At 60.6% G+C, this 17,792-nt stretch carries 15 protein-coding genes and 2 pseudogenes; 10 read left to right on the top strand and 7 right to left on the bottom strand.

The features are described from left to right. Positions 1-15: 15 nt before the first annotated feature. From ACFU0Y_RS06330 to ACFU0Y_RS06320, 3 genes are all read left to right on the top strand, one after another. Positions 16-165 (top strand): Ig-like domain-containing protein, encoded by a 150-nt coding sequence (locus ACFU0Y_RS06330; RefSeq protein ID WP_380213618.1) that lies wholly within the window; start codon positions 16-18, stop codon positions 163-165. A 41-nt stretch (positions 166-206) separates the two neighbouring features. Then, on the top strand, positions 207-1,292 hold the full coding sequence (locus ACFU0Y_RS06325; RefSeq protein ID WP_380213607.1) for a spherulation-specific family 4 protein: 1,086 nt from the start codon (positions 207-209) through the stop codon (positions 1,290-1,292). Positions 1,293-1,436: 144 nt separating this feature from the next. Further along, positions 1,437-1,799 (top strand): nuclear transport factor 2 family protein, encoded by a 363-nt coding sequence (locus ACFU0Y_RS06320; protein WP_380213606.1) that lies wholly within the window; start codon positions 1,437-1,439, stop codon positions 1,797-1,799. A 377-nt stretch (positions 1,800-2,176) separates the two neighbouring features. Here ACFU0Y_RS06320 and ACFU0Y_RS06315 read toward each other — a convergent pair whose 3' ends face one another. The 4 genes from ACFU0Y_RS06315 to ACFU0Y_RS06300 all read right to left on the bottom strand — a co-directional run bounded on the left by ACFU0Y_RS06315 (position 2,177) and on the right by ACFU0Y_RS06300 (position 5,066). Next, positions 2,177-2,443 (bottom strand): hypothetical protein, encoded by a 267-nt coding sequence (locus tag ACFU0Y_RS06315; RefSeq protein ID WP_380213605.1) that lies wholly within the window; start codon positions 2,441-2,443, stop codon positions 2,177-2,179. A gap of 55 nt (positions 2,444-2,498) precedes the next feature. After that, positions 2,499-3,437 (bottom strand): hypothetical protein, encoded by a 939-nt coding sequence (locus tag ACFU0Y_RS06310; RefSeq protein ID WP_380213604.1) that lies wholly within the window; start codon positions 3,435-3,437, stop codon positions 2,499-2,501. Between the two features lie 72 nt (positions 3,438-3,509). Further along, complete coding sequence (locus ACFU0Y_RS06305; protein ID WP_380213603.1) at positions 3,510-3,779, bottom strand: hypothetical protein; 270 nt, start codon at positions 3,777-3,779, stop codon at positions 3,510-3,512. A gap of 69 nt (positions 3,780-3,848) precedes the next feature. Next, positions 3,849-5,066 (bottom strand): hypothetical protein, encoded by a 1,218-nt coding sequence (locus ACFU0Y_RS06300; RefSeq protein WP_380213602.1) that lies wholly within the window; start codon positions 5,064-5,066, stop codon positions 3,849-3,851. Positions 5,067-5,381: 315 nt separating this feature from the next. Between ACFU0Y_RS06300 and ACFU0Y_RS06295 the strand changes: the two genes are divergently transcribed. Next, the gene (locus tag ACFU0Y_RS06295; protein WP_380213601.1) at positions 5,382-6,359 is read left to right on the top strand and encodes a LysR family transcriptional regulator; all 978 of its coding nucleotides are present in this window, start codon (positions 5,382-5,384) and stop codon (positions 6,357-6,359) included. A 331-nt stretch (positions 6,360-6,690) separates the two neighbouring features. Here ACFU0Y_RS06295 and ACFU0Y_RS06290 read toward each other — a convergent pair whose 3' ends face one another. Further along, positions 6,691-7,800 (bottom strand): CpsD/CapB family tyrosine-protein kinase, encoded by a 1,110-nt coding sequence (locus tag ACFU0Y_RS06290; protein WP_380213617.1) that lies wholly within the window; start codon positions 7,798-7,800, stop codon positions 6,691-6,693. A 309-nt stretch (positions 7,801-8,109) separates the two neighbouring features. Continuing rightward, positions 8,110-8,418, bottom strand: a pseudogene (locus tag ACFU0Y_RS06285) (Wzz/FepE/Etk N-terminal domain-containing protein); the annotation flags it as partial. Positions 8,419-8,918: 500 nt separating this feature from the next. On the opposite strand from ACFU0Y_RS06285, the gene ACFU0Y_RS06280 reads away from it, so the two are divergent. The 6 genes from ACFU0Y_RS06280 to ACFU0Y_RS06255 all read left to right on the top strand — a co-directional run bounded on the left by ACFU0Y_RS06280 (position 8,919) and on the right by ACFU0Y_RS06255 (position 16,294). After that, the gene (locus tag ACFU0Y_RS06280; protein WP_380213600.1) at positions 8,919-9,980 is read left to right on the top strand and encodes a glycosyltransferase family 4 protein; all 1,062 of its coding nucleotides are present in this window, start codon (positions 8,919-8,921) and stop codon (positions 9,978-9,980) included. Between the two features lie 40 nt (positions 9,981-10,020). Beyond that, positions 10,021-11,193: a glycosyltransferase gene (locus tag ACFU0Y_RS06275; protein WP_380213599.1), complete on the top strand. Its 1,173-nt coding sequence runs from the start codon at positions 10,021-10,023 to the stop codon at positions 11,191-11,193. Next, complete coding sequence (locus ACFU0Y_RS06270) at positions 11,190-12,359, top strand: glycosyltransferase (RefSeq protein WP_380213597.1); 1,170 nt, start codon at positions 11,190-11,192, stop codon at positions 12,357-12,359. Before ACFU0Y_RS06275 ends, ACFU0Y_RS06270 begins: the two co-directional genes overlap by 4 nt. A 76-nt stretch (positions 12,360-12,435) precedes the next feature. Continuing rightward, positions 12,436-13,677, top strand: a complete 1,242-nt coding sequence (locus ACFU0Y_RS06265; RefSeq protein ID WP_380213596.1) for a polysaccharide pyruvyl transferase family protein — start codon at positions 12,436-12,438, stop codon at positions 13,675-13,677. A gap of 4 nt (positions 13,678-13,681) precedes the next feature. After that, positions 13,682-15,145 (top strand): lipopolysaccharide biosynthesis protein, encoded by a 1,464-nt coding sequence (locus ACFU0Y_RS06260; protein ID WP_380213595.1) that lies wholly within the window; start codon positions 13,682-13,684, stop codon positions 15,143-15,145. 36 nt (positions 15,146-15,181) lie between these two features. Then, entirely contained in the window at positions 15,182-16,294 is a 1,113-nt protein-coding gene (locus ACFU0Y_RS06255) for a glycosyltransferase (protein ID WP_380213594.1), read from the top strand. A gap of 196 nt (positions 16,295-16,490) precedes the next feature. Here the strand turns inward: ACFU0Y_RS06255 and ACFU0Y_RS06250 are convergent. Continuing rightward, a pseudogene (locus ACFU0Y_RS06250) lies at positions 16,491-17,565 on the bottom strand (IS630 family transposase). Between the last annotated feature and the right edge of the window lie 227 nt (positions 17,566-17,792).

The raw sequence follows: 17,792 nt of genomic DNA, 5'->3' as shown, positions 1-17,792 counted from the left end.
GCGTTGGCTTCCGGGGTGGAGTGGAACTCCAGTGATGCGGAGGTCGCCGGGGTCGACGGCGCCGGGGTGGTCACCGCCAACGGCCCCGGGCAGGCCATCATCACCGCCACCTATCAAGGAGTCCGGGGCGATGCCACCGTCATCGTGAACACTCCCGTCGAGTGACGCGCCGCCGAAGCCCTCACCACAGAAAATGGAGTCCAGCGATGCAGCAGCAGATCGCCATCCCTTCCTACTTCCACCGCAATCCCAACGGGGATAAGGACTGGGCGGCCGCAGCGAGCGCCCGTCCCCATCTGGGCATCACCGTGCTCAACCCCAACAGCGGACCCGGCTACACCGACTCCTTCCGACCCGACACCGAGGACAACGTGGAGTTCCGTCTCTGTCAGCGACGCATCGACGAGATGCACCGCGCCGGTGCTCTCGTGCTCGGCTACGTCACCACCAACTACCGGGACTCCAAGGGTGTGTCGAAGGAGCACCGCTTCACCGTCGATCCGGACGCGGGACTGGTCACGACCCGCGATTCGGAGGGCGAGGAAAGCAAGACCGGATGGGCCACCGGCTTCGGCCCCATCCACGTCGGCCATGTCGCCCCGCCCTTGACCGTTCCCGAAAACCTCAAGGAGAACACCAATTACCTATGGGTCGTGGAGTCACCCACCACGGGCCGTTTCCGTCACGCCGACACCCAGGAGTTGGTGCCCCTCACCTCGACCGGCAATCCCGGTCCGCAGAACAACCAGCACTTCATGGGGCTCTCCCGCAGCCTGGCGAACATCGACAACGTGTTCTTCGAGATCGACGAGTACTACCGGCGGTGGCCGCATATCGATGGCATCTTCTTCGACGAAATGGACAATGCTGCAGCAGCCCATGGGTACTACACATCGGTGTTCCAACACGTCAAGAGCAAGGGCGGCAGAGCCCTGGTCGTGCAGAATCCCGGTACGACCTTCCCCTTGGACATGCTCACGGATCCCAGTGCCCCTGTGGCAGACGTCTTCATGTCTTTCGAGAGCGACAGCCGAACTTACCTTCAGCGCGAGCCGAAGGAATGGCAGTGGCAGCACGACTTCCCGGAGCAGAGGTTCTGGCACGCCATCCACGGTTGCCCCCCGGAGGAGCTGGCCGCCGTCATCCAGCGCGGTCGGGACAACAATGCCGGATACATCTATGTCACGGAACGAGTCTTCGGCCACGTCAACGTCTGGGAACACATCGCCTGCTACTTCCCCGAGGAGGTGGACAAGGTTCGGGCCGGGAATACGTCGCCCACTGACGGATAGCTTTCGCCGGCTCCTGAACCAGCCCTCCGGCGCGGCAGCACGAAGCGTAGGACGCTCGAGCTCGCAGCTCTCGGCAGGCTGCTGGCCGTTCGCCTGCGCCCGCGGGGCAGGCGCCGCGTCGTCGCCCGGTGCCATCATGGGCCCATGGAGAGCACCGATCCCCTCGGCCTGGAGCAGCAGGGCTGGCAGGCCCTGGCCTCGACCGGCGAGCAGGCCGCGGCCTTCTACGACGACGTCCTGGACCAGGAGGTGGTGATGCTGCTGCCCGGGGGCCTGCTCCTGGAGGACCGCGCGGCGATCGTGGCGTCCATGTCCGGCATCCCGTGGTCGTCGTACGAGCTGTCCGGCCTCCGGGAGCTGCATCCGGCGCCCGACACCGCGGTGGTGTTCTACCGCGTGCTGGCCCGCCGGGGAGAATCCGCGCCGTACGAGGCACTGGTCAGCAGCACCTACGCACGCCGGGACCAGGGGTGGAGGCTCGTGGTGCACCAGCAGACGCCCTGCTGAGGCAGCCGCCGGGTAGTGCGTGGCAGGAGACCCGCATGCAGAGGGAGCGGCCTCGCTGCGCCAGAGCCTGCGATTCGAGTCGCTGCTGCGGTCGCGAGTTGGGGGCGGAGCGTGTCCGGATCGCCGTCAGGGCTCAAGAGGATCGACGTAGGCACTGCGTAGGGGATCCCGGCGGCGGGATCACCCCGAGGGCTGCGTGTCCATCCGGTACCCAGCTCAGGAACATCTGTGTTCCACGCCCCGACGGCGCCGGCCCAACGGGTGACTGGGCCGGTGGAGCGCCCGCTCAACCGGCCAGAAACCGTGGGTGCCTGTCCACCCGCCAGCCCCTGGCGTTGTCGTTGTCGCCGAAGGACCCTCTCAGCGCCTGAGTTGGCTCATTCGCTCCGTGCGAGATTTCGGACCCATGGGTGGCGTCGAGGATGGACTGCTGTTCGGTGGGGGATGTCCGGAGCAAGGGTCTGGGCCGTACCGTTGATCGCGATGGTCGCTGAGCGCAGCGGCCGCAGCTGCAGGATGAGGTTGCGGGTGGCCAGCCCGATGCGGGCCTGCACGGTGCGCGAGAGGGCCAGGGTGGTGAACACGATGGTCGGGTGCGCCTCGATGACCTCGCGAGTTCCCCCTTGTTGACAGGGCTCGCCCATCACTGGCAGTCGGGGGCGACCAACGCCACGCCACTCCCAGTGGGCCCGCACAGTGCTACATCCACAGATTGGTGTTGTGCCCGGTCAGGGGGCGGGGCACACGGGTGATGACGCCGTTGTCGCGCAGAAAACCGAACATGGCGTGCGCGAGGCCTATGCCGACGTTCTCCAGTGTTTCCGGAGGTCCAGATGGCCGCAGCCGCCTCGAGATTTCGAACTGGACACCGTGGAGCCGGTGAGGTGCTGTCGGAATGACGTTGTCCGGCCGGGGGATCGGATCCCGGGTGGGCGAGAAGTGGCTGGCTCCGTAGCGACCGCCGCTGATCAGGTTGGTCGCCGGGGAGGTAGTCGCTCCCACCTCGTCGCCGGGGTCCGGCGAGCCGGGGCGGACCGCCCAGCCCTGCTCCACCAGATGCGCGTGCAGGGATGCCGCACCGTTGTCGTAGATGAAATCGCGGCGCGCATAGTGGCCGTAGCCGGTGAACAGTTCGAGATCGGCGCCGTCGACTTGTCGTCCGTGGACGTCGAAGATCCAGCCGTTCGGATGCAGGTCCGTGGTCACCGCTTGGATCTCGGCGTGCATGCGGTCGTAGTAGTCACGCTTGAAGGCGGCGAAACTCCGAACCCGGGGAAACTCGGCGGGTGATTTCAGCTCGTCACCCGGCCGGTAGACGCCGTTAGCGTCCCTCCACATCTCTTGGCCGCCCCAGGGCCGGTTGAGATCCATGTACCCCCTGCTCACGCAGTTGAGGAAGGCGTACGGAACGAACCCCATGGCGGACAGCGTGCGCACGAGAGCGAAGGCGATCTCAAGGGTGCGGACGTCGTTGCTGACATTGGGGGTACGGGCGGTCGATGGATCGTTCTCCCGTTTGCCGAACGCCCTGGCTCCGGATGGTGTGATGTCGTTCCGTCCAGCATGGGGGGCAACGACGACGACGGGACAGTTCCCCTCGAGTGCGAAAAACGTCTTCTCGCCGTTCGGGTCGTCCACCGTGCTGAGCCCAGGGACAGGTTCTAGTCCTTCGAACGGAACGTCGGCAGAATTCATCTCGTCTCACGTCTTTCAGTGGTGGAGGTTCAGCGCTTTGACCCATCTCCGGTTGTCCCGGACCTCGTACCAGATGTTCACCTTCTTGTTGTGGAGGAAAGCGTCCCTCGTGAGATTGATCGCCGCGATCTCCGACGCCACGTTCGTCTTGTTGAGGTCGATGTAGTAGCTGTTCTTGTCAGAGGCCTCGAAGAAGAACCGCTCGAGGTCGCTCGTGTTCGCCGCGTACTCGATCCGTGATGTGATCCACCGGACACTCAGGTCCCGGATGACCTCTTCAGCCATGATCGATTCTCCTTGATGTTCTGGGCCGTGACAGTGACCGGGTTGGTGCCGCCGGCGGTGGTGATCGGCTCAGAGGTTCCAGTACGACCTGACCCCGTCAAGCTCCGTTCGACATTCGGGGTACTTCTTGTGGACGTGCGAGCGATATTCTCCGAAGGTCAGCGCGTTGGCCTCCAAGAACATGCTCACGGCTTTGCCCAGCCCCACGGAGCGGGCGAAGTCCACGAAGATCGCTGCGTACACCGCTCCTTCGACGTCGCCTCCCTGGACGTTCGGTGTTCGTCCGGTACGGGTGCCTGCATTGCGGCGACGCGTCCGTTCAGCAGCATCGACAGGCGGAGCCGGCGGCCCAGGCGAGAACTGCCTCGGGTCGGGGGGTGAGCCGGCGGCCCGGGTGAGGAGGGACCACTCGGCGTCGAGGAAGTCGCGTTCGATCGCCTGGGTGACTTTCACCGGCGTCACCGGATTGTCGTAGCCCCCGTGGGCGCGGATGAACTCACAGAACCGCTCCCCGTAGTGGTCCAGTGCCTCGATGAACGCCACGATGGCAGAGGTGCGTTGGGAGAACGCGTGGGTGCCCGGGCGTCCGGCGGCGAGCTCGGAGGCGATGAACTCGAGATACTTGTCCTGGGCTTTTCCTCGTTGTTGCAGCGACAGATGGGAGAAGTGGAGTGCGTGGGAGAGCTCGCTGGGGATGATGCCGGGGCGCTGGCCCGATTCTCCGAAGAGTCTGCCGGACACTGAGCGGTCTTTGATGTGCATCAGGGGGTAGTTGTCCCTGAGGCGCTTGGGTTCCACGAAGGGCAGCGGGCTCAGGTCGAACTTGTCCGGGTAGGACAGGTCGATGCGCTGCGGTCGGTTCATGGTGGTCTTCAGGGAAGCACTGCGGCCGAGCGGGAAGTTGGGGTTCTCGAGCTTCTGGTAGAAGGCGGTCCACACATAGGCGGTGTGGTAGGTGCGCCAGGCGCGGTCGAGGATGTCGTAGTGGTCCCGCTGCTCCTTGGCGGTGTTGAGGTTCACGACCGCGCCGTCCTTGATGCTCACGTCTTGGTAAATGGCGATGTTGACCAGCTTGCCGTCGACCACGCGCAGGATCGGGTTCTGGCACATCACCCGGATGTCGGCGTTGTTCGTGAAGCTGTCGATGCCCAGATCCCAGGCATCGCTTCGAATTCGTCCTTGACGGTCAGTCATGTAGACCTTGGTGCCCACGCCGAACACCAGGTGCTCCACGAAGGCATGCACCAGGGGACGCCCGTTCACTCGGATGGTGGCATTGACCTGCATCGTTCACATCTCCCTCAGGAAAGAGTGCGGGAGCCACGGAAGCTCCTGGGGTGTGCTGCGGCGGACGTGCGACACGTGCTGTTCCGGTGACTCCCGGTGAGCGTCGATGTCCTGTGTCGCCACGTCGACGGGAAGAACACTGTTCGGCCCATGAATCCAGATTAGGGACGGGCAGAAGCGGATAGGCGTTGTTGTTCCGCACGGGAACTACCGCTTGACCGGGCGTTACGATGACCACATCGGCCGGCTGCGCTCCTGCGGCGCATCGTCGGCGACCTCGCGAAAGGCAACCGGGGGAGCGAGTCAGTGGCGGACATGGATCTGGACTTGGAGTGCACCGCCAGTTTCCTGATCCTGTGCGAGGAGGGGCATTTCGGCCAAGCCGCCGCCCGGCTCCATCTCACCTCGTCAGCCCTGACGAAGCGCATCCAACGTTTGGAACGGCAGATCGGGTGCACCCTTCTGGAACGCAACCACGCCGGTACCGCGTCCCTGACAGCCGCCGGCTGGCGTTTCGCCGCTGACGCCGCTGAACTGCTGGACTGCGCGCGTGCCGCACAGGCTGCGGCCCGAGCTGCGGCACTCGCTGCGGCGCAGACGACCACCCGTGTGACCATCCGCGTCGGTGTACCCGGACGGCTCGGCGCCGGGTCCATGATGAGCGTGCTGGCTGACATCATCCGCGGCCTGCAGGACAAAATTCCCGACATCACGCTGCGGAGTCTCGGCGTGCCCTATGGGGACATGGCCAGCGCACTGGTTCGTCGGCACGTTGACCTGCTCTGGAGCCCGTCCGGCGTCCACCACCCGATGCTGGTGTCCGATCCCCTCGGCTTCTCCACCCGTGTGGGCGTGGTGCCGTCGAGCCATCCGTTCGCCCGCACGGGATCGGCCGACGTCGCAGACTTCGCCCGGCTTCCACTTCTCTACAACCCAGCGATCTCACCGGCGTACATGGCGCAGGGGTGGCTGGGTGATGTCCGGCCGATCGATACTGCTGAGCTCGTACCGTCCGCCGCCCAGGACGTCGTCGCCCTGCAGCGTGAGATTGTGCTCGGCAGGGGCATGGCCGTGCTGCCGATGCTGCCCGGGATGCAGACCGGTGCTGGACTGGCCACCGTGACTCTGCTCGGTGCGCCTCCGACGGAATGGCATGCGGTGTATCGCGGCAGCGATGCCGAGAAAGGCATAGCGGACGTGGTGCGCCTGTTGGCGGAAATCACGGCCGCCATGCACGACGGAAAGCGCATGGCCGTTCTGGGACGACGCGGGCCCTCTCACCACTTCTCATGACGCTGGTGCGCGAGGACACGAGACGAAGGAGCAATCCGGTGCGCGTTGGAGCCGGTGGGTCTCCTGTGCCGTCACGTCGCGGAGCGCCCACTGATCACTGTGGGCCACAGCAATCTGCGCCGGACCTGGCGTACAGCGCCTTCGGTCAGCGCGTTCCGCGATGACGCTCTCCTCGACGGACGGCACAGCCCCCCCCCCCCCCGAGACGGCGGCACCGGTGATGCGAGCGGCACGGCAAGCAGCCTCGTCGCGGGGGACCAGCGCGATGAGGAACGGGGCGCCTTCCCGCAGGAAGACGCCCCGTCATGGGGTCAATGGCCACCGTCGGAGGTCAGTGCCCCGTGGCCGTGGACCCGGTGGACGAGCCGGACCGGCCCCAGGCCTCGAGTCCGAAGGTCTCCTGCTCGGCAGAGCCCGGGACATCCGTCTGCAGCTGAGCGGCAGGCTTCGGCGCGGGCGCCGCGTCCTCCGCGGACGGAGCCGTGGGCTCCCGCTGAGCGAGCGGCGCGGCCGACTGCTGTGCGTCGGAGCGTTCAGCCTGCGGTGCCGTGCCCCACGGCTGGGAGGCCGGTGCGGCGACGACCGGCTGCGCACCGGTTGCGGGCGCCGCCTTCTCGTCCGAGCTCGCGTAGTAGGACTTGCCGTAGTACCCGTAGTACCCGGCGTCCGCACCGGTGGTGGGCACGCGGTTGAGCACCACGCCCAGGACGTTGCCGTGGACCTGGTGCAGGTTCTCCAGGGACTTGGACAGCTCGTCCGTGGTGGTCTTCTGCGCGGTGGCCACGATCAGCGCGCCGTCGGCGGAGGCCGTGAGCAGCGCGGCGTCGGTGACCGGCAGCAGCGGGGGAGCGTCCACCAGGACCAGGGCGTCCTCGGCGAGGGTCTCGAGCATGGTGTGCATGGCCTTCGAGGACAGCAGCTCCGTGGGGTTCGGCGCGGTCCGGCCGGCGCCGAGCACCTGCAGGTTCGGGAACTTGTCGTAGGTCTGGAGGACCTCGTCCACCTGCACCTGACCGGTCAGCACGTCGGTGACGCCCACGCCGGCCACGAGCCCGAACAGGTCGGTGATCACCGGGCGGCGGAGGTCCCCGTCCACGACGACGACGTTGCGCCCGGTCGAGGCGATGGCCACCGCCAGGTTCGCGGTGATCGAGGACTTGCCCTCACCCGGCAACGAGGAGGTCACCACGATCATCCTCGGCGGGTTGTCCACCGAGACGAAGCTGAGATTGGTGCGCAGCTCGCGCAGCGCCTCGGAGAACTCGTGGTGACCGCGGCCGCCGGAGAAGCCGGTCTCGATGATCTCGCGGTGATCGGCGAGCCGGTCGTCCTGTGGAATGGTGCCGAGGACCGCCACACCGAAGCCGTCGCGGATCTCCTCCACCGACTTGATCCGGCGGTCCATTTTGTACCGGGCGAAGGCGTAGACGAGGCCGACCATAAGACCCCCTAGGAAACCAATAGCAATATTGAGGGGTACGTTGGGCGAAGTGGGAGACAGGGGGTATGAGGCATTGCTCAAGGGTTGTAGCGTGACTCGACCAACTGCTTCGCCGTCGCCAACGGCGTTGCTTTCCAGCGTCTGTACTTGGCCCGCTAAAGCAGTCACCCAAGCGTTAGCCAAATCAGCTGCACCTTCAGGTGATGTGGCCTTTGTGGTGATGCGAATCTCCATCGTTTCGCTGGGTACATTAGTTTCCACGGAGCCAAGCAGGCTTTCTGGCGTCGCAGCCAATGCGAGATCACGGATGACAGCTTCTGCCACTGGTCGCGAGGTAGCCAAAGACTCGTAGGAAATTGCTTTCGACTGAGCAAGGCGGTCCCCTGCGACGGCGCTTGTTAGATCCTCCTGGCCAGTGGCGATCACAAGCCCGGTCGCAGTAGATGCATATACGTTCGGCCTAGTCAAGGACCAAGCGAGAGCGAGCAGCGTGCAGACTAGCGTGAGTGCCGTTATGACGCGCCAATGTTGACGTATCATTCGCACAAATTCGCGGGCATCTAGACCTGTGTCCGTATCCGTGGAACGGTCATACGTCACTGTTACTCCTTCATCCATAGATTGCCCAAAAACTGCTATAGCCCCTGGTGGCCAGGTGACCAGATGGCTTGAGGGCATGGTCGGGAGACCATCGACTCATCTGCCACAGCATCACGGATAATCCGCGTCAAGTGATGCCTGTCACGGAGCGCCCACGGGCGTGGATGTAGCTCATTCGCGGGCTGCCTGTAGTGAGCCATGGGAAGCTTCCGAGGGCTAACCTGCATGCAATGCTATCGTCTCCTGGCGCAGTCAAGGCGCGCCGCGCCGCATGTTGACGCTTGCCTTCGGAGATGCCTAATGCAGTGCAGACTTGCCGGCACGGCGCAACTTCCCCTGCGGGCAAGATCAGGAGACCCGTACCAAGGCAAGTGGAAGGAGCCACCCGCCCCCCTCGGGTGACGAACTCAATGGGAACGTCCACCGTGGGTCTCACGAGCGACGCGTGCCGAAGATTTTATTTCGCGCGAGCAGATTTTGTCCCGTCCTGCGAACAGGTCTGAGAAACTGGAAAAGATATGAATCCAAAGGTAACCCTGGTGGCGGCTCCTCTTGTTACAAAGGGAGGAGTCTTTCGATCCACATGTGAACTGGTCGAAGCAGCAAGGAATGCGGGGCTTGATTGGAAAGGCGTCGTTGTCACTCGTGGAGATCTAGGAGCGACCTCAGTGCCGGAAGGTGTTGATGTGCATGTCCTTGACTACGCTGGACTGACAGGATTGTTGAAGCTGAGAAGCCTGCTTGGAAAGCATGAACGCCTTCAAAGTTCTGATGCTGTGATATCGCTCATCCCTCAGTCGGACGTGCTTCTTGCCACACTGAAACGTCACCGTAAACAAAAGCTTATCGCATATGTTCGTGGTGCTCCATGGCCACGTGAAGGTGAGGCCAACCATTTGCGTAGAACAGCATGGCGCTTGATCGAAAGATGGGCTCTCAGCCGCATGTGGGAGGTTTGGGCCACTACTCCGAAACTCAAGGAAGAACTGGACTGGCCACAAACACATATCGTCCCGGCTGGTATCGCCTCACACGCCCAAGCGCGAGTCCGAAAGTCAACAGGGTCAGTTTTGGTGTGGGCTGCCCGAATGTCCCCGGACAAAAACCCCCACCTTTTCCTTGAAATTCTGAAGCAGGTGCCGGTTACGGGTCTTATGTTTGGAGACGGCGAACTGCGCTCTGAGTTGGAACAAGCAGCACCGTCCAACGTGACGTTCCGGGGCTGGAGTGATCCTCAGTTGGTGTGGGAAGAGGGCACCATCTATATCGGGACATCGTTCAGGGAGGCATTCGGGCGCAGCGCGGTCGAGGCGGCCACAGGCGGTATGGCAACTGTGTTGTCTGATGCGTTCGGGGCAGCGCCGATGTTGTACACAGACAAACAACTTCGTGACGCCTATGTACTGGACCCTCATGACACGCAGGCCTGGGTAGTGGCCGTCCAAAATCTTGTCCGAAACGACAGTCTTCGCGCCGATGTCGGCAACCATGTCCGTCAGAACGCCCAGGCGTTATCGATTCAGGGGTCTGTCGCAGCCATCGTCGAAAGAATTGACCATCGTGGCAGTCGGGCGGCCTGACATGACTAGACCAATCCTCTCGGGAACATTTGAGTGTCACGTGCATCCGACCGTGTTGCACCTTGACCACACTCGTACGCCGGGCGGAGCTGAGATAGCCTTGCGCCGCCTGTGCGAGAATGCGGGCCATTGGGTGCCCGTACTGGCACTGCCAGCTAAATCGAAGGGTTTGGAAACCGAGGACGCATTCAGGGATCAAAGTCTTTCGCATGTAAAAGTCATTGAAATTGGTAAGTTACAAAAATCTGGAGCCAGTTCCGCGTCTTTTGCGCAAGCGCTTAAATTCGGGTTCAATATCGCAGCAGAAGCGGTGCGCCTGCGTGCAAACCAGGCCTTCCGGTCAGCAGATGTCATCCACGCGAACACGAGCCGGGCCGCGCTTTACGGCGCCATGGCATGCTTCGGCACCGACAAACCGTTGGTCGTACATTTGCGCGACATGGTCGACTCCGCGAGTCTGGGGCGAGCGGGAAAATTTCTTTTCCGAAAGTTTGTCCTTCCGCGCGCTGATGCGGTGATTGGCAACTCCAAGGCTACGCTTTCCACAGCGCTGCCGTACCTCAAGAGCAACGCAACTGCCGAAGTCATCCCCAGTCCTGCGGGCATCGATCGCCGTTTGACGACGTCATTTGTCGCCCCCGAAGTGCGAAATGTCGGCATGGTCGCTCGGATCGATCCCTGGAAGGGGCAGGAACTATTGTTCACTGCCTTCGCGCGGGTTTTTAAGGATTCGGCCGCCAAGCTGTACATTGCCGGCGCCCCTGCGTTTGGACATGAGAACTACCTTGGCCACCTGAAGCAACGTGCCCGGACGCTCGGGATCGAGGATCAAGTGGTGTTTATGGGTCATATCGAGAACATTTTTGATTTTTTGTCGGGCATGGACATCTGCGTTCATTCTTCGATCAGGCCGGAGCCCTTGGGTCAGAACGTCCTTCAATATTTGGCGGCTGGGCGGCCTACTGTCGCGGTCAATGCTGGAGGTCCGCCGGAATGGGTGACCGACAGGAAAAACGGCCTGCTGGTCCAAATGGGAAGCGAAAACGATCTCGTTGACGCACTTAGCGCTCTAAATAATGACTTCGAATTGCGGAAGGCTTTGTCGGAGGGTGCGCTGGGTTTGAGGAAAATTCCGACAGACGCAGAGATTGCTAACCGGTTCGGATCATTAATCTTATCCGTGCGACGAGCGGTCATTGAGGCCAAAGCATGAGTATCCGAACGGAACAACTATTGGGCTCGAAGATAACGGTGCCAAACATTGTGGTCTTCCGCGAACGACTTTTTGTGCCGTCGGAAACATTTATTCGCTCGCAGGTGCAGTCAATGCAGAGGTACAACCCCCTGTACGTTTCACGCCGTTCGGTAATGAATGCACCGGAGGGGGTCTTGGCAGTATCTCTTGACGCGCAAAGCAGCAGATTGGCCCAGTACAAGTTCGCACTGGGTGGGCGATCCCGCGTGCTGGAAAAGCTAATTAAGCAAGAGGATGCTCGTTTGGTGCATGCTCATTTTGGTCCCGACGGAATGCTGATAGTACCCACGGCAGAAAGACTGTCTCTTCCGTCCGTCATCACCTTGCACGGCAGAGACGTCACTATCACAAAGCCCGATCTGATCCGTGCTCGGCGACCCGTAGCTATTCGGTACGCATTGGCTCGAGCATCGACCGCTCGCAGGGCAACACGCATCCTATGCGTGTCGGACTACCTTGCTGGCAAGGCTGTCGAATTGGGGATGCCCCCAGAAAAAGTTATGACTCACTACATCGGGGTGGACACCCACCGCTTCCCCATTAGCAGAGCCCCGCGCGAGCCTCGGTTCGTCCATGTGGCGCGATTGGTCGAAAAAAAGGGGACATCGGTGCTAATTGATGCGCTTCACAAGATTTCTCCCCGATATCCGGATGCCCACGTGGATATCGTGGGCGACGGCCCTCTCAGGGAAAGCCTTGAAGCCATGGTCAATGCCCACGGGTTGCGGAAAAAAGTTCACTTTTACGGCCAGCAGGACCTAGCAAGCATTAAGACCCTTTTGGACCGAGCCTTGGCATTTGTCCTGCCCAGTCGGACAGCAGAGAATGGTGACCAAGAAGGCCTTCCCATTTCCATATTAGAGGCTATGAGCGCGGGTACGCCGGTGATATCAACTCGCCATTCCGGCATTCCCGAAGCCATACCTTCTGATGCGTACGGCCTACTCGCGGAGGAGAACGACGTGACTGGCCTTGCGGAGCGCATGGAAGCACTTCTGGACAGCCCTAATAGGGCCACTGAGGTTGGACTCGCCGCAGCCCAACGAGTGAGGCAGGAGTTTGACCTGATTCGGCAATCAGAAAAGCTCGAGCAAATATATGATGAATTGTTGGAAAAAAAATAGTGCTGCGCAAAAAAACTAACATAAAGTCGTCAGGCGTAAGTTGTTTAGATCGTCCAAAAGAGAGTGTGGAACGAACGTGAAAGTTGCCATTACCAACGCCGTTCTGTCGAATACTGGAGACGCAGCCATTTACGAGGGCATCGTGCAGGCTCTGGAGGCGGGGGGAGTCGCAACACGTGCCGACATCTACGTGTTCGACTCGAACGCGAGGGTCACAAGACGTCTCTACCCGTCTTGGAACATTCTCCAGCAACTAGCCGTGTCCCCACCCCGCAGGCCTGCACGTCTGCGCAACTTACTGCAACGGTTCCGTCATACTCTCGTGCGTACGGTGTCGACGAATCCGCGTGTTGCTCAGCGAATCCTTGGATTCCCAGTTTTGCGTCGAACAGGGTTTGCTCGGAGCTTTTGTTTGATGGCTCAGATGGAGCTCTTAATTAGTAGTGGTGGCACCTATCTGGTGGACCATTACAACTTCGAGTCCAGGGCGGTCGAGCTCGAGATGGGCTCACGACTGGGCCTCCCCGTTGTCCTCTGGACTCAGTCCATGGGGCCCTTCGACTCACCTCGGGCATCGACAGCCATTAAACGGATTGCTCACTGTACGGATCTGGTGTATTTCCGCGACGAGAAGTCTGCAGTGGCTTGGCGGCGCACGGTCTCCGGCGTGGAAGGGCGCGTGGTGGCTGACGCCGTATTCGCCCTTGCACGACCGTCACGGATGTCTCAGCTATTCAGCGGCAAGCGTCGAGCACTTCTGTCCGTCCGTGAATGGAACAGGGGTGTGGCATCCGACTCATTTGATCAATCGACATACGCTGACGCTATGCGCCAGGCTGCCAGTGTTCTTCTTGAGGAAGACTTCGCCGTGACGGCGCTGTCAACCTGTCAGGGGGTGCCTGAGTACGCCTACGACGATTCAGCCCTGGCTATGAGGATCTTCGAGGGCATGAAGGTTGAAGTGGACAGAGATTTCCACGGCCCCGACGTACTGCTGCAGATTGTCGCTGAGGCGGAGGTCGTGGTTACCACGCGAATGCATCTTGCCATCATGGCTCTAGTCGCAGGTGTGCCCGTTATCGCTGTCGCCTATGAGTTCAAGACGCTGGAACTTTTCCGTTCGTTGGGACTCGGTGACTTGGCCATAAGCATCGAATCGGTCACAAGTGACTGGATTGAGGGCAAGCTAATAAAGGTGAGCCAAAACCGCGAAAGGTGGACGCTCAGCGCTGAACAATTGACGAAGTTGCGTACGGCGGCAATGTCGCCAGTCGAAGATTTGCACGAAATTATTCGTCCTATTGCCCGGCAACCGTAGTTCCATGGCCACTGTATTGGAATACGGCGAGGAACAAGGCCGCCCCCTAAAGAAGTCCGTTGCCTGGAATGGTGCTTCGCTAATCGGTCGACAGATCTTTCTACTGGGCTTTTCGGTTGTGCTCGCGCGGTTGCTGGGACCAGAGGCCTATGGGTTGGTGGCTCAGGCGAATGTATACATTGCATTTGCAATATTAATTCTTGACCAAGGCCTAACAGCCGCCCTGGTGAGTAGCTCACGGGTCACGATAGACACGGTTCGCGCAGCGGCCGGTCTAAATATAGTCCTTTCACTATTGCTTTTCGCGGTAACCTTCGCCGTCGCGCCGGCCACCGCAGCGTTCTTCAACAGTCCAGAGCTTGAGTTGGTGCTGAAAGTTCTTGGCGGAGGCCTGGTTTTGAAGGGTCTCGCAATTGTTCCGCGCATGTTGCTGATGCGCTCCTTCGCTTTCAAGCCCATCGCGATAGCTGACGTGCTGGGAGCGTTGCTTGGCGGCCTGGCCGGATTGGCTGCCGCGGTCGGCGGTCTCGGGTACTGGTCCATCGTCATTCAAGTCATTGCAAATGATTTTGTAGTGGCTATTATGCTGATGGGAGCGGCGCGATTCTTTCGTCCCTCAATGCGCTTCTCTCACCTCAAGCAGATTCTTGGTTTCGGATCAAGAGTCTTTCTTGGCAATGTGGTTTCGGTAACTTCCCGCAATGTGGATAACTTGCTCGTAGGTAAGTTTTACGGCGCCGCCGATCTTGCCCTGTACTCGCTGGCCTACAGAGTGTTGTTGACGCCAGTGCAGATGGTGGGCCAAATGGTCTCGCGGGTACTGTTTCCAGCCATCGCCAGTCATAAGGCGAACTTGCCAGAAGTATCTCGGTTGACGCTACGGAGCATGTCGGCCATCTCTCTTATTACTTTTCCTTTGATGACGTTCGTAGCGATTTCAGGTGAAGATGCGGTATTGGTGTTCCTGGGTTCAAGTTGGCTCGGTGCTGTGCCAGTCCTTCAAATACTTGCTTTAACCGGTGCTCGACAATCGGTAACTTCTATCATTGCGCCTCTTCTTTTGGGTATGGGAAAATCTCAAACGCACTTGCGCTTTAATTTAATCGCTGCCGCGGTTCAAATTGGTGGTATTGTCGCTGGATTGTCGTGGGGCATGGTTGGCGTCGCCTGGGGGTATACAATTGCCGGCCTCGTGCTTACTCCATACATTGGTTATCTGCACAAAGCGACAGCCAGAACCTCATATAAGAGCATGTTGGGATCTCTAGTCCCAGCCATAAGTTTGAGCGCGTGGGTAGCTGCGCCCTACGCCATGCTAATGATCGTTCCCCTACCACCCTTTGCGCGACTCGTGTGTGGAGGACTACTTGGTTGCGTGGTGATGGTGGTCGTTCTCCGTTTCCTGCATCGAAAAGCCTGGGAACAGGTGCATGCAGACGCCCACTTCTTTTTTCGAAAGCGGAAATGATACAGATTCCTCAACACAAAAGGGGGTAACTGCTATATGAAGCAGCCAACCGTAGCTATCGCCCACGACTATCTAACGCAAAGGGGGGGAGCGGAACGAGTTGTCCTCGCCATGCACCGGGCGTTTCCGGATGCCACCATCTACACGACCTTATACAATCCAGAAAGTACTTATCCGGAGTTCCAAGATGCTAATATTGTTACATCGCCTTTGAATAAGCTGGGTGTTTTTCGTCGAAATCACAGGCTTGCTTTACCCTTTCTCGCCTTCGCGTCTCAAGCTTTGCGTGTTAGGGAGGACGTTGCGGTAATTTCATCCTCAGGATGGGCGCACGGTTTCACGTTTGATGGGAACAAGATGGTGTACTGCCACTCACCTGCTCGCTGGTTGTATTTTTCGCAGCAGTATCTCGGTTCCGCATTGTGGAGAAGGCCAGCAGGGTGGTCCCTATGGTTGATGCGTCCTATTCTGCGTTTGTGGGACCAAAGGGCCGCCGCGAACTCCGTCGTCTATGTCGCCAATTCGACCCATGTGAAAAAGCGCGTGAAAGAAGTCTACGGCAGGGAGGTTGACGTACTACATCCGCCCTACGGAGTGGATACTAACGGGCCTCGCGAGCCAATTCCGGGCCTTGAGGACTTCGTGGGCGTAGGCGGGCACTTTCTGTTGGTGTCCAGGCTTTTGCCGTACAAGAATGTCAATCAGGCAATCGAAGCATTTAGGGGCCTGAATCAGCGCCTTGTGATCGTAGGAGCTGGCCCTCTGCGAGACGAGCTGGTCGAATCCGCCCCTATTAACGTCAAAATTGTTTCCCATCTGACAGACGCGCAGATGCGTTGGATTTATTCGACATGCGAGGCAGTTGTGGCGCCTTCCTTTGAGGATTTCGGTCTGACCCCAGTGGAGGCCGCGGCTTATGGCAAGCCCACCATCGCCCTACGCGCTGGCGGATATTTGGACACTGTTGTGGAGGGTGCCACTGGACTTTTTATAGATGCCCCGAGCCCTGATTCGATACGTGAATCCTTAGCAGCCTTCCCTAAATATGAATGGGATGGGCCAAAAATCCAAGAACACGCTGAGCAGTTCTCGGCTCAAGTGTTTATTGAACGACTGCAGGAAATCGTGCGTGATATGGGCGAAGAGTGAAGGCTGCTAGTTTTTGGTCACAAGCTTCATCAGTATCTGTATTTACTTTACGTCTGATAAGCCGAGTCGCAAAAGCTATATTTGTCGATTTATTTAAATTCAAGCATGAATGATTAAGTGTTGTGAGACATGGCCTTCTTGACGCGGGTGCGTCGATGTCATGAGGAACGGGCTTCTCGCCAGAGGACGGAAGTCTCTAGTGGCCCGTATTTGAAGTGGCTGGGCGGTTGGCTTTCCCGAGGATCTCGGTGCTGGTCTTGGTCCACACGAAGGGGTGGCAGCGGTCGTTCCAGCCGGTGACGAAGGCGCGGATACGGGCGTTCAGCTCCTGGATTTGGACCACGTCGACCCGGTGTAGGGCCTGGCGTTCGACGATGGAGAACCACACCTTCACGAGGTACAGCCATGACGCGGAGGTCGGGGGGAAGTGGACCCGAAACCGGGGATTGTCGGCCAGCCAGGCTCTGACTTCGGCGGACATGTGGGTGGCGTAGTTGTCCATCACCAGGTGCAGCTGCCCCTCCGGGTAGGCCCGGGCCGCCTGCTTGAGGAACGCCAGAAACTCCTGGCGCCGGTGCCGCGGTTTGCACTCTGCGGTCACATGACCGGTGGCGATCTCCAGCGCCGCGAACAGGGTGGAAGTCCCGTGGCGGACGTAGTCATGGGTGCGGGCCGCCGGCTTCCCGGGCTGCATCGGCAGAGACGGGGCGGTTCTCTCGAGGGCCTGGATCTGGGACTTTTCGTCCACGCAAAGCACCACCGCATTCTCGGGCGGGGCCATATGCGGACCGACCACGTCGACAACCTTGGCCACCAACTGAGGGGTCGGTGGAGAACTTGAAGGTGCCCTCCCGCCACGGGGCCACCCCGTGCTCGCGCCAGGCCTTAGCCACGGTGGAATGGTCAATCCCCACCCGCCCCGCCAGCAGGCGGGAGGACCAGTGGGTGACCCCGAGCTTCTTCGGCGGCGGCCTCAGGGTAGCGGCCACGATCGCCCGGTGGTCGATCTGCCGGGGCTGGCCCGACCGGTCATGATCGGCCAGTCCCTCGATCCCGGCCTCGGTGTAGCGGGCCCGCCAGGCGATCACCGTGGTGCGGGTCGCGCCGACTTTCTCGGCGATCTCAGTATTGGAAACCCCGTCGGCGGACAGCAGCGCGATCCGCGCCCGCTGCGCCAGCCCGGCCCGCACCGAGGTCAACCGGACGAGCTGCTGGAGCTTCTCCCGGTCGCCCTGGCACAACTGCAACGGAGCCGCAGGGTGATTCGCCATAATCCATGGTCACACTCCGCCATACGTTCAGGTAGTTCAACGACGGCCCACTAGTAGCACCTCCTCGAGTGGTGCTGCTAGGTGTAAGAGGGCATGACGTTATTGGCACGGGCCGGGGTGCGTGAGGCCGGGGGCTGATCGCCGCAGGCGGTGTGGGGCCGATGGTCCCTCTGTATTGTCAAGCGGCCAGTGCCACTGGTTCGGGGATCTGGAGCGGGGGCTCGGCG

Source organism: Kocuria sp. NPDC057446, assembly GCF_042802875.1.
In the GTDB taxonomy this organism is placed as follows: Bacteria; Actinomycetota; Actinomycetes; order Actinomycetales; family Micrococcaceae; genus Kocuria.
Note: the sequence above shows the minus strand (reverse complement) of the source record. Positions and strands in the feature narration are given on the sequence as shown.

Excerpts from the sequence above, each read along its gene's own strand:
- ACFU0Y_RS06325 (WP_380213607.1), top strand. The coding sequence starts at position 207 with ATGCAGCAGCAGATCGCCATCCCTTCCTACTTCCACCGCAATCCCAAC.
- ACFU0Y_RS06320 (WP_380213606.1), top strand. The coding sequence starts at position 1,437 with ATGGAGAGCACCGATCCCCTCGGCCTGGAGCAGCAGGGCTGGCAGGCC.
- ACFU0Y_RS06315 (WP_380213605.1), bottom strand. The coding sequence starts at position 2,443 with ATGGGCGAGCCCTGTCAACAAGGGGGAACTCGCGAGGTCATCGAGGCG.
- ACFU0Y_RS06305 (WP_380213603.1), bottom strand. The coding sequence starts at position 3,779 with ATGGCTGAAGAGGTCATCCGGGACCTGAGTGTCCGGTGGATCACATCA.
- ACFU0Y_RS06300 (WP_380213602.1), bottom strand. The coding sequence starts at position 5,066 with ATGCAGGTCAATGCCACCATCCGAGTGAACGGGCGTCCCCTGGTGCAT.
- ACFU0Y_RS06295 (WP_380213601.1), top strand. The coding sequence starts at position 5,382 with ATGGATCTGGACTTGGAGTGCACCGCCAGTTTCCTGATCCTGTGCGAG.
- ACFU0Y_RS06290 (WP_380213617.1), bottom strand. The coding sequence starts at position 7,800 with ATGGTCGGCCTCGTCTACGCCTTCGCCCGGTACAAAATGGACCGCCGG.
- ACFU0Y_RS06280 (WP_380213600.1), top strand. The coding sequence starts at position 8,919 with ATGAATCCAAAGGTAACCCTGGTGGCGGCTCCTCTTGTTACAAAGGGA.
- ACFU0Y_RS06270 (WP_380213597.1), top strand. The coding sequence starts at position 11,190 with ATGAGTATCCGAACGGAACAACTATTGGGCTCGAAGATAACGGTGCCA.
- ACFU0Y_RS06260 (WP_380213595.1), top strand. The coding sequence starts at position 13,682 with ATGGCCACTGTATTGGAATACGGCGAGGAACAAGGCCGCCCCCTAAAG.
- ACFU0Y_RS06255 (WP_380213594.1), top strand. The coding sequence starts at position 15,182 with ATGAAGCAGCCAACCGTAGCTATCGCCCACGACTATCTAACGCAAAGG.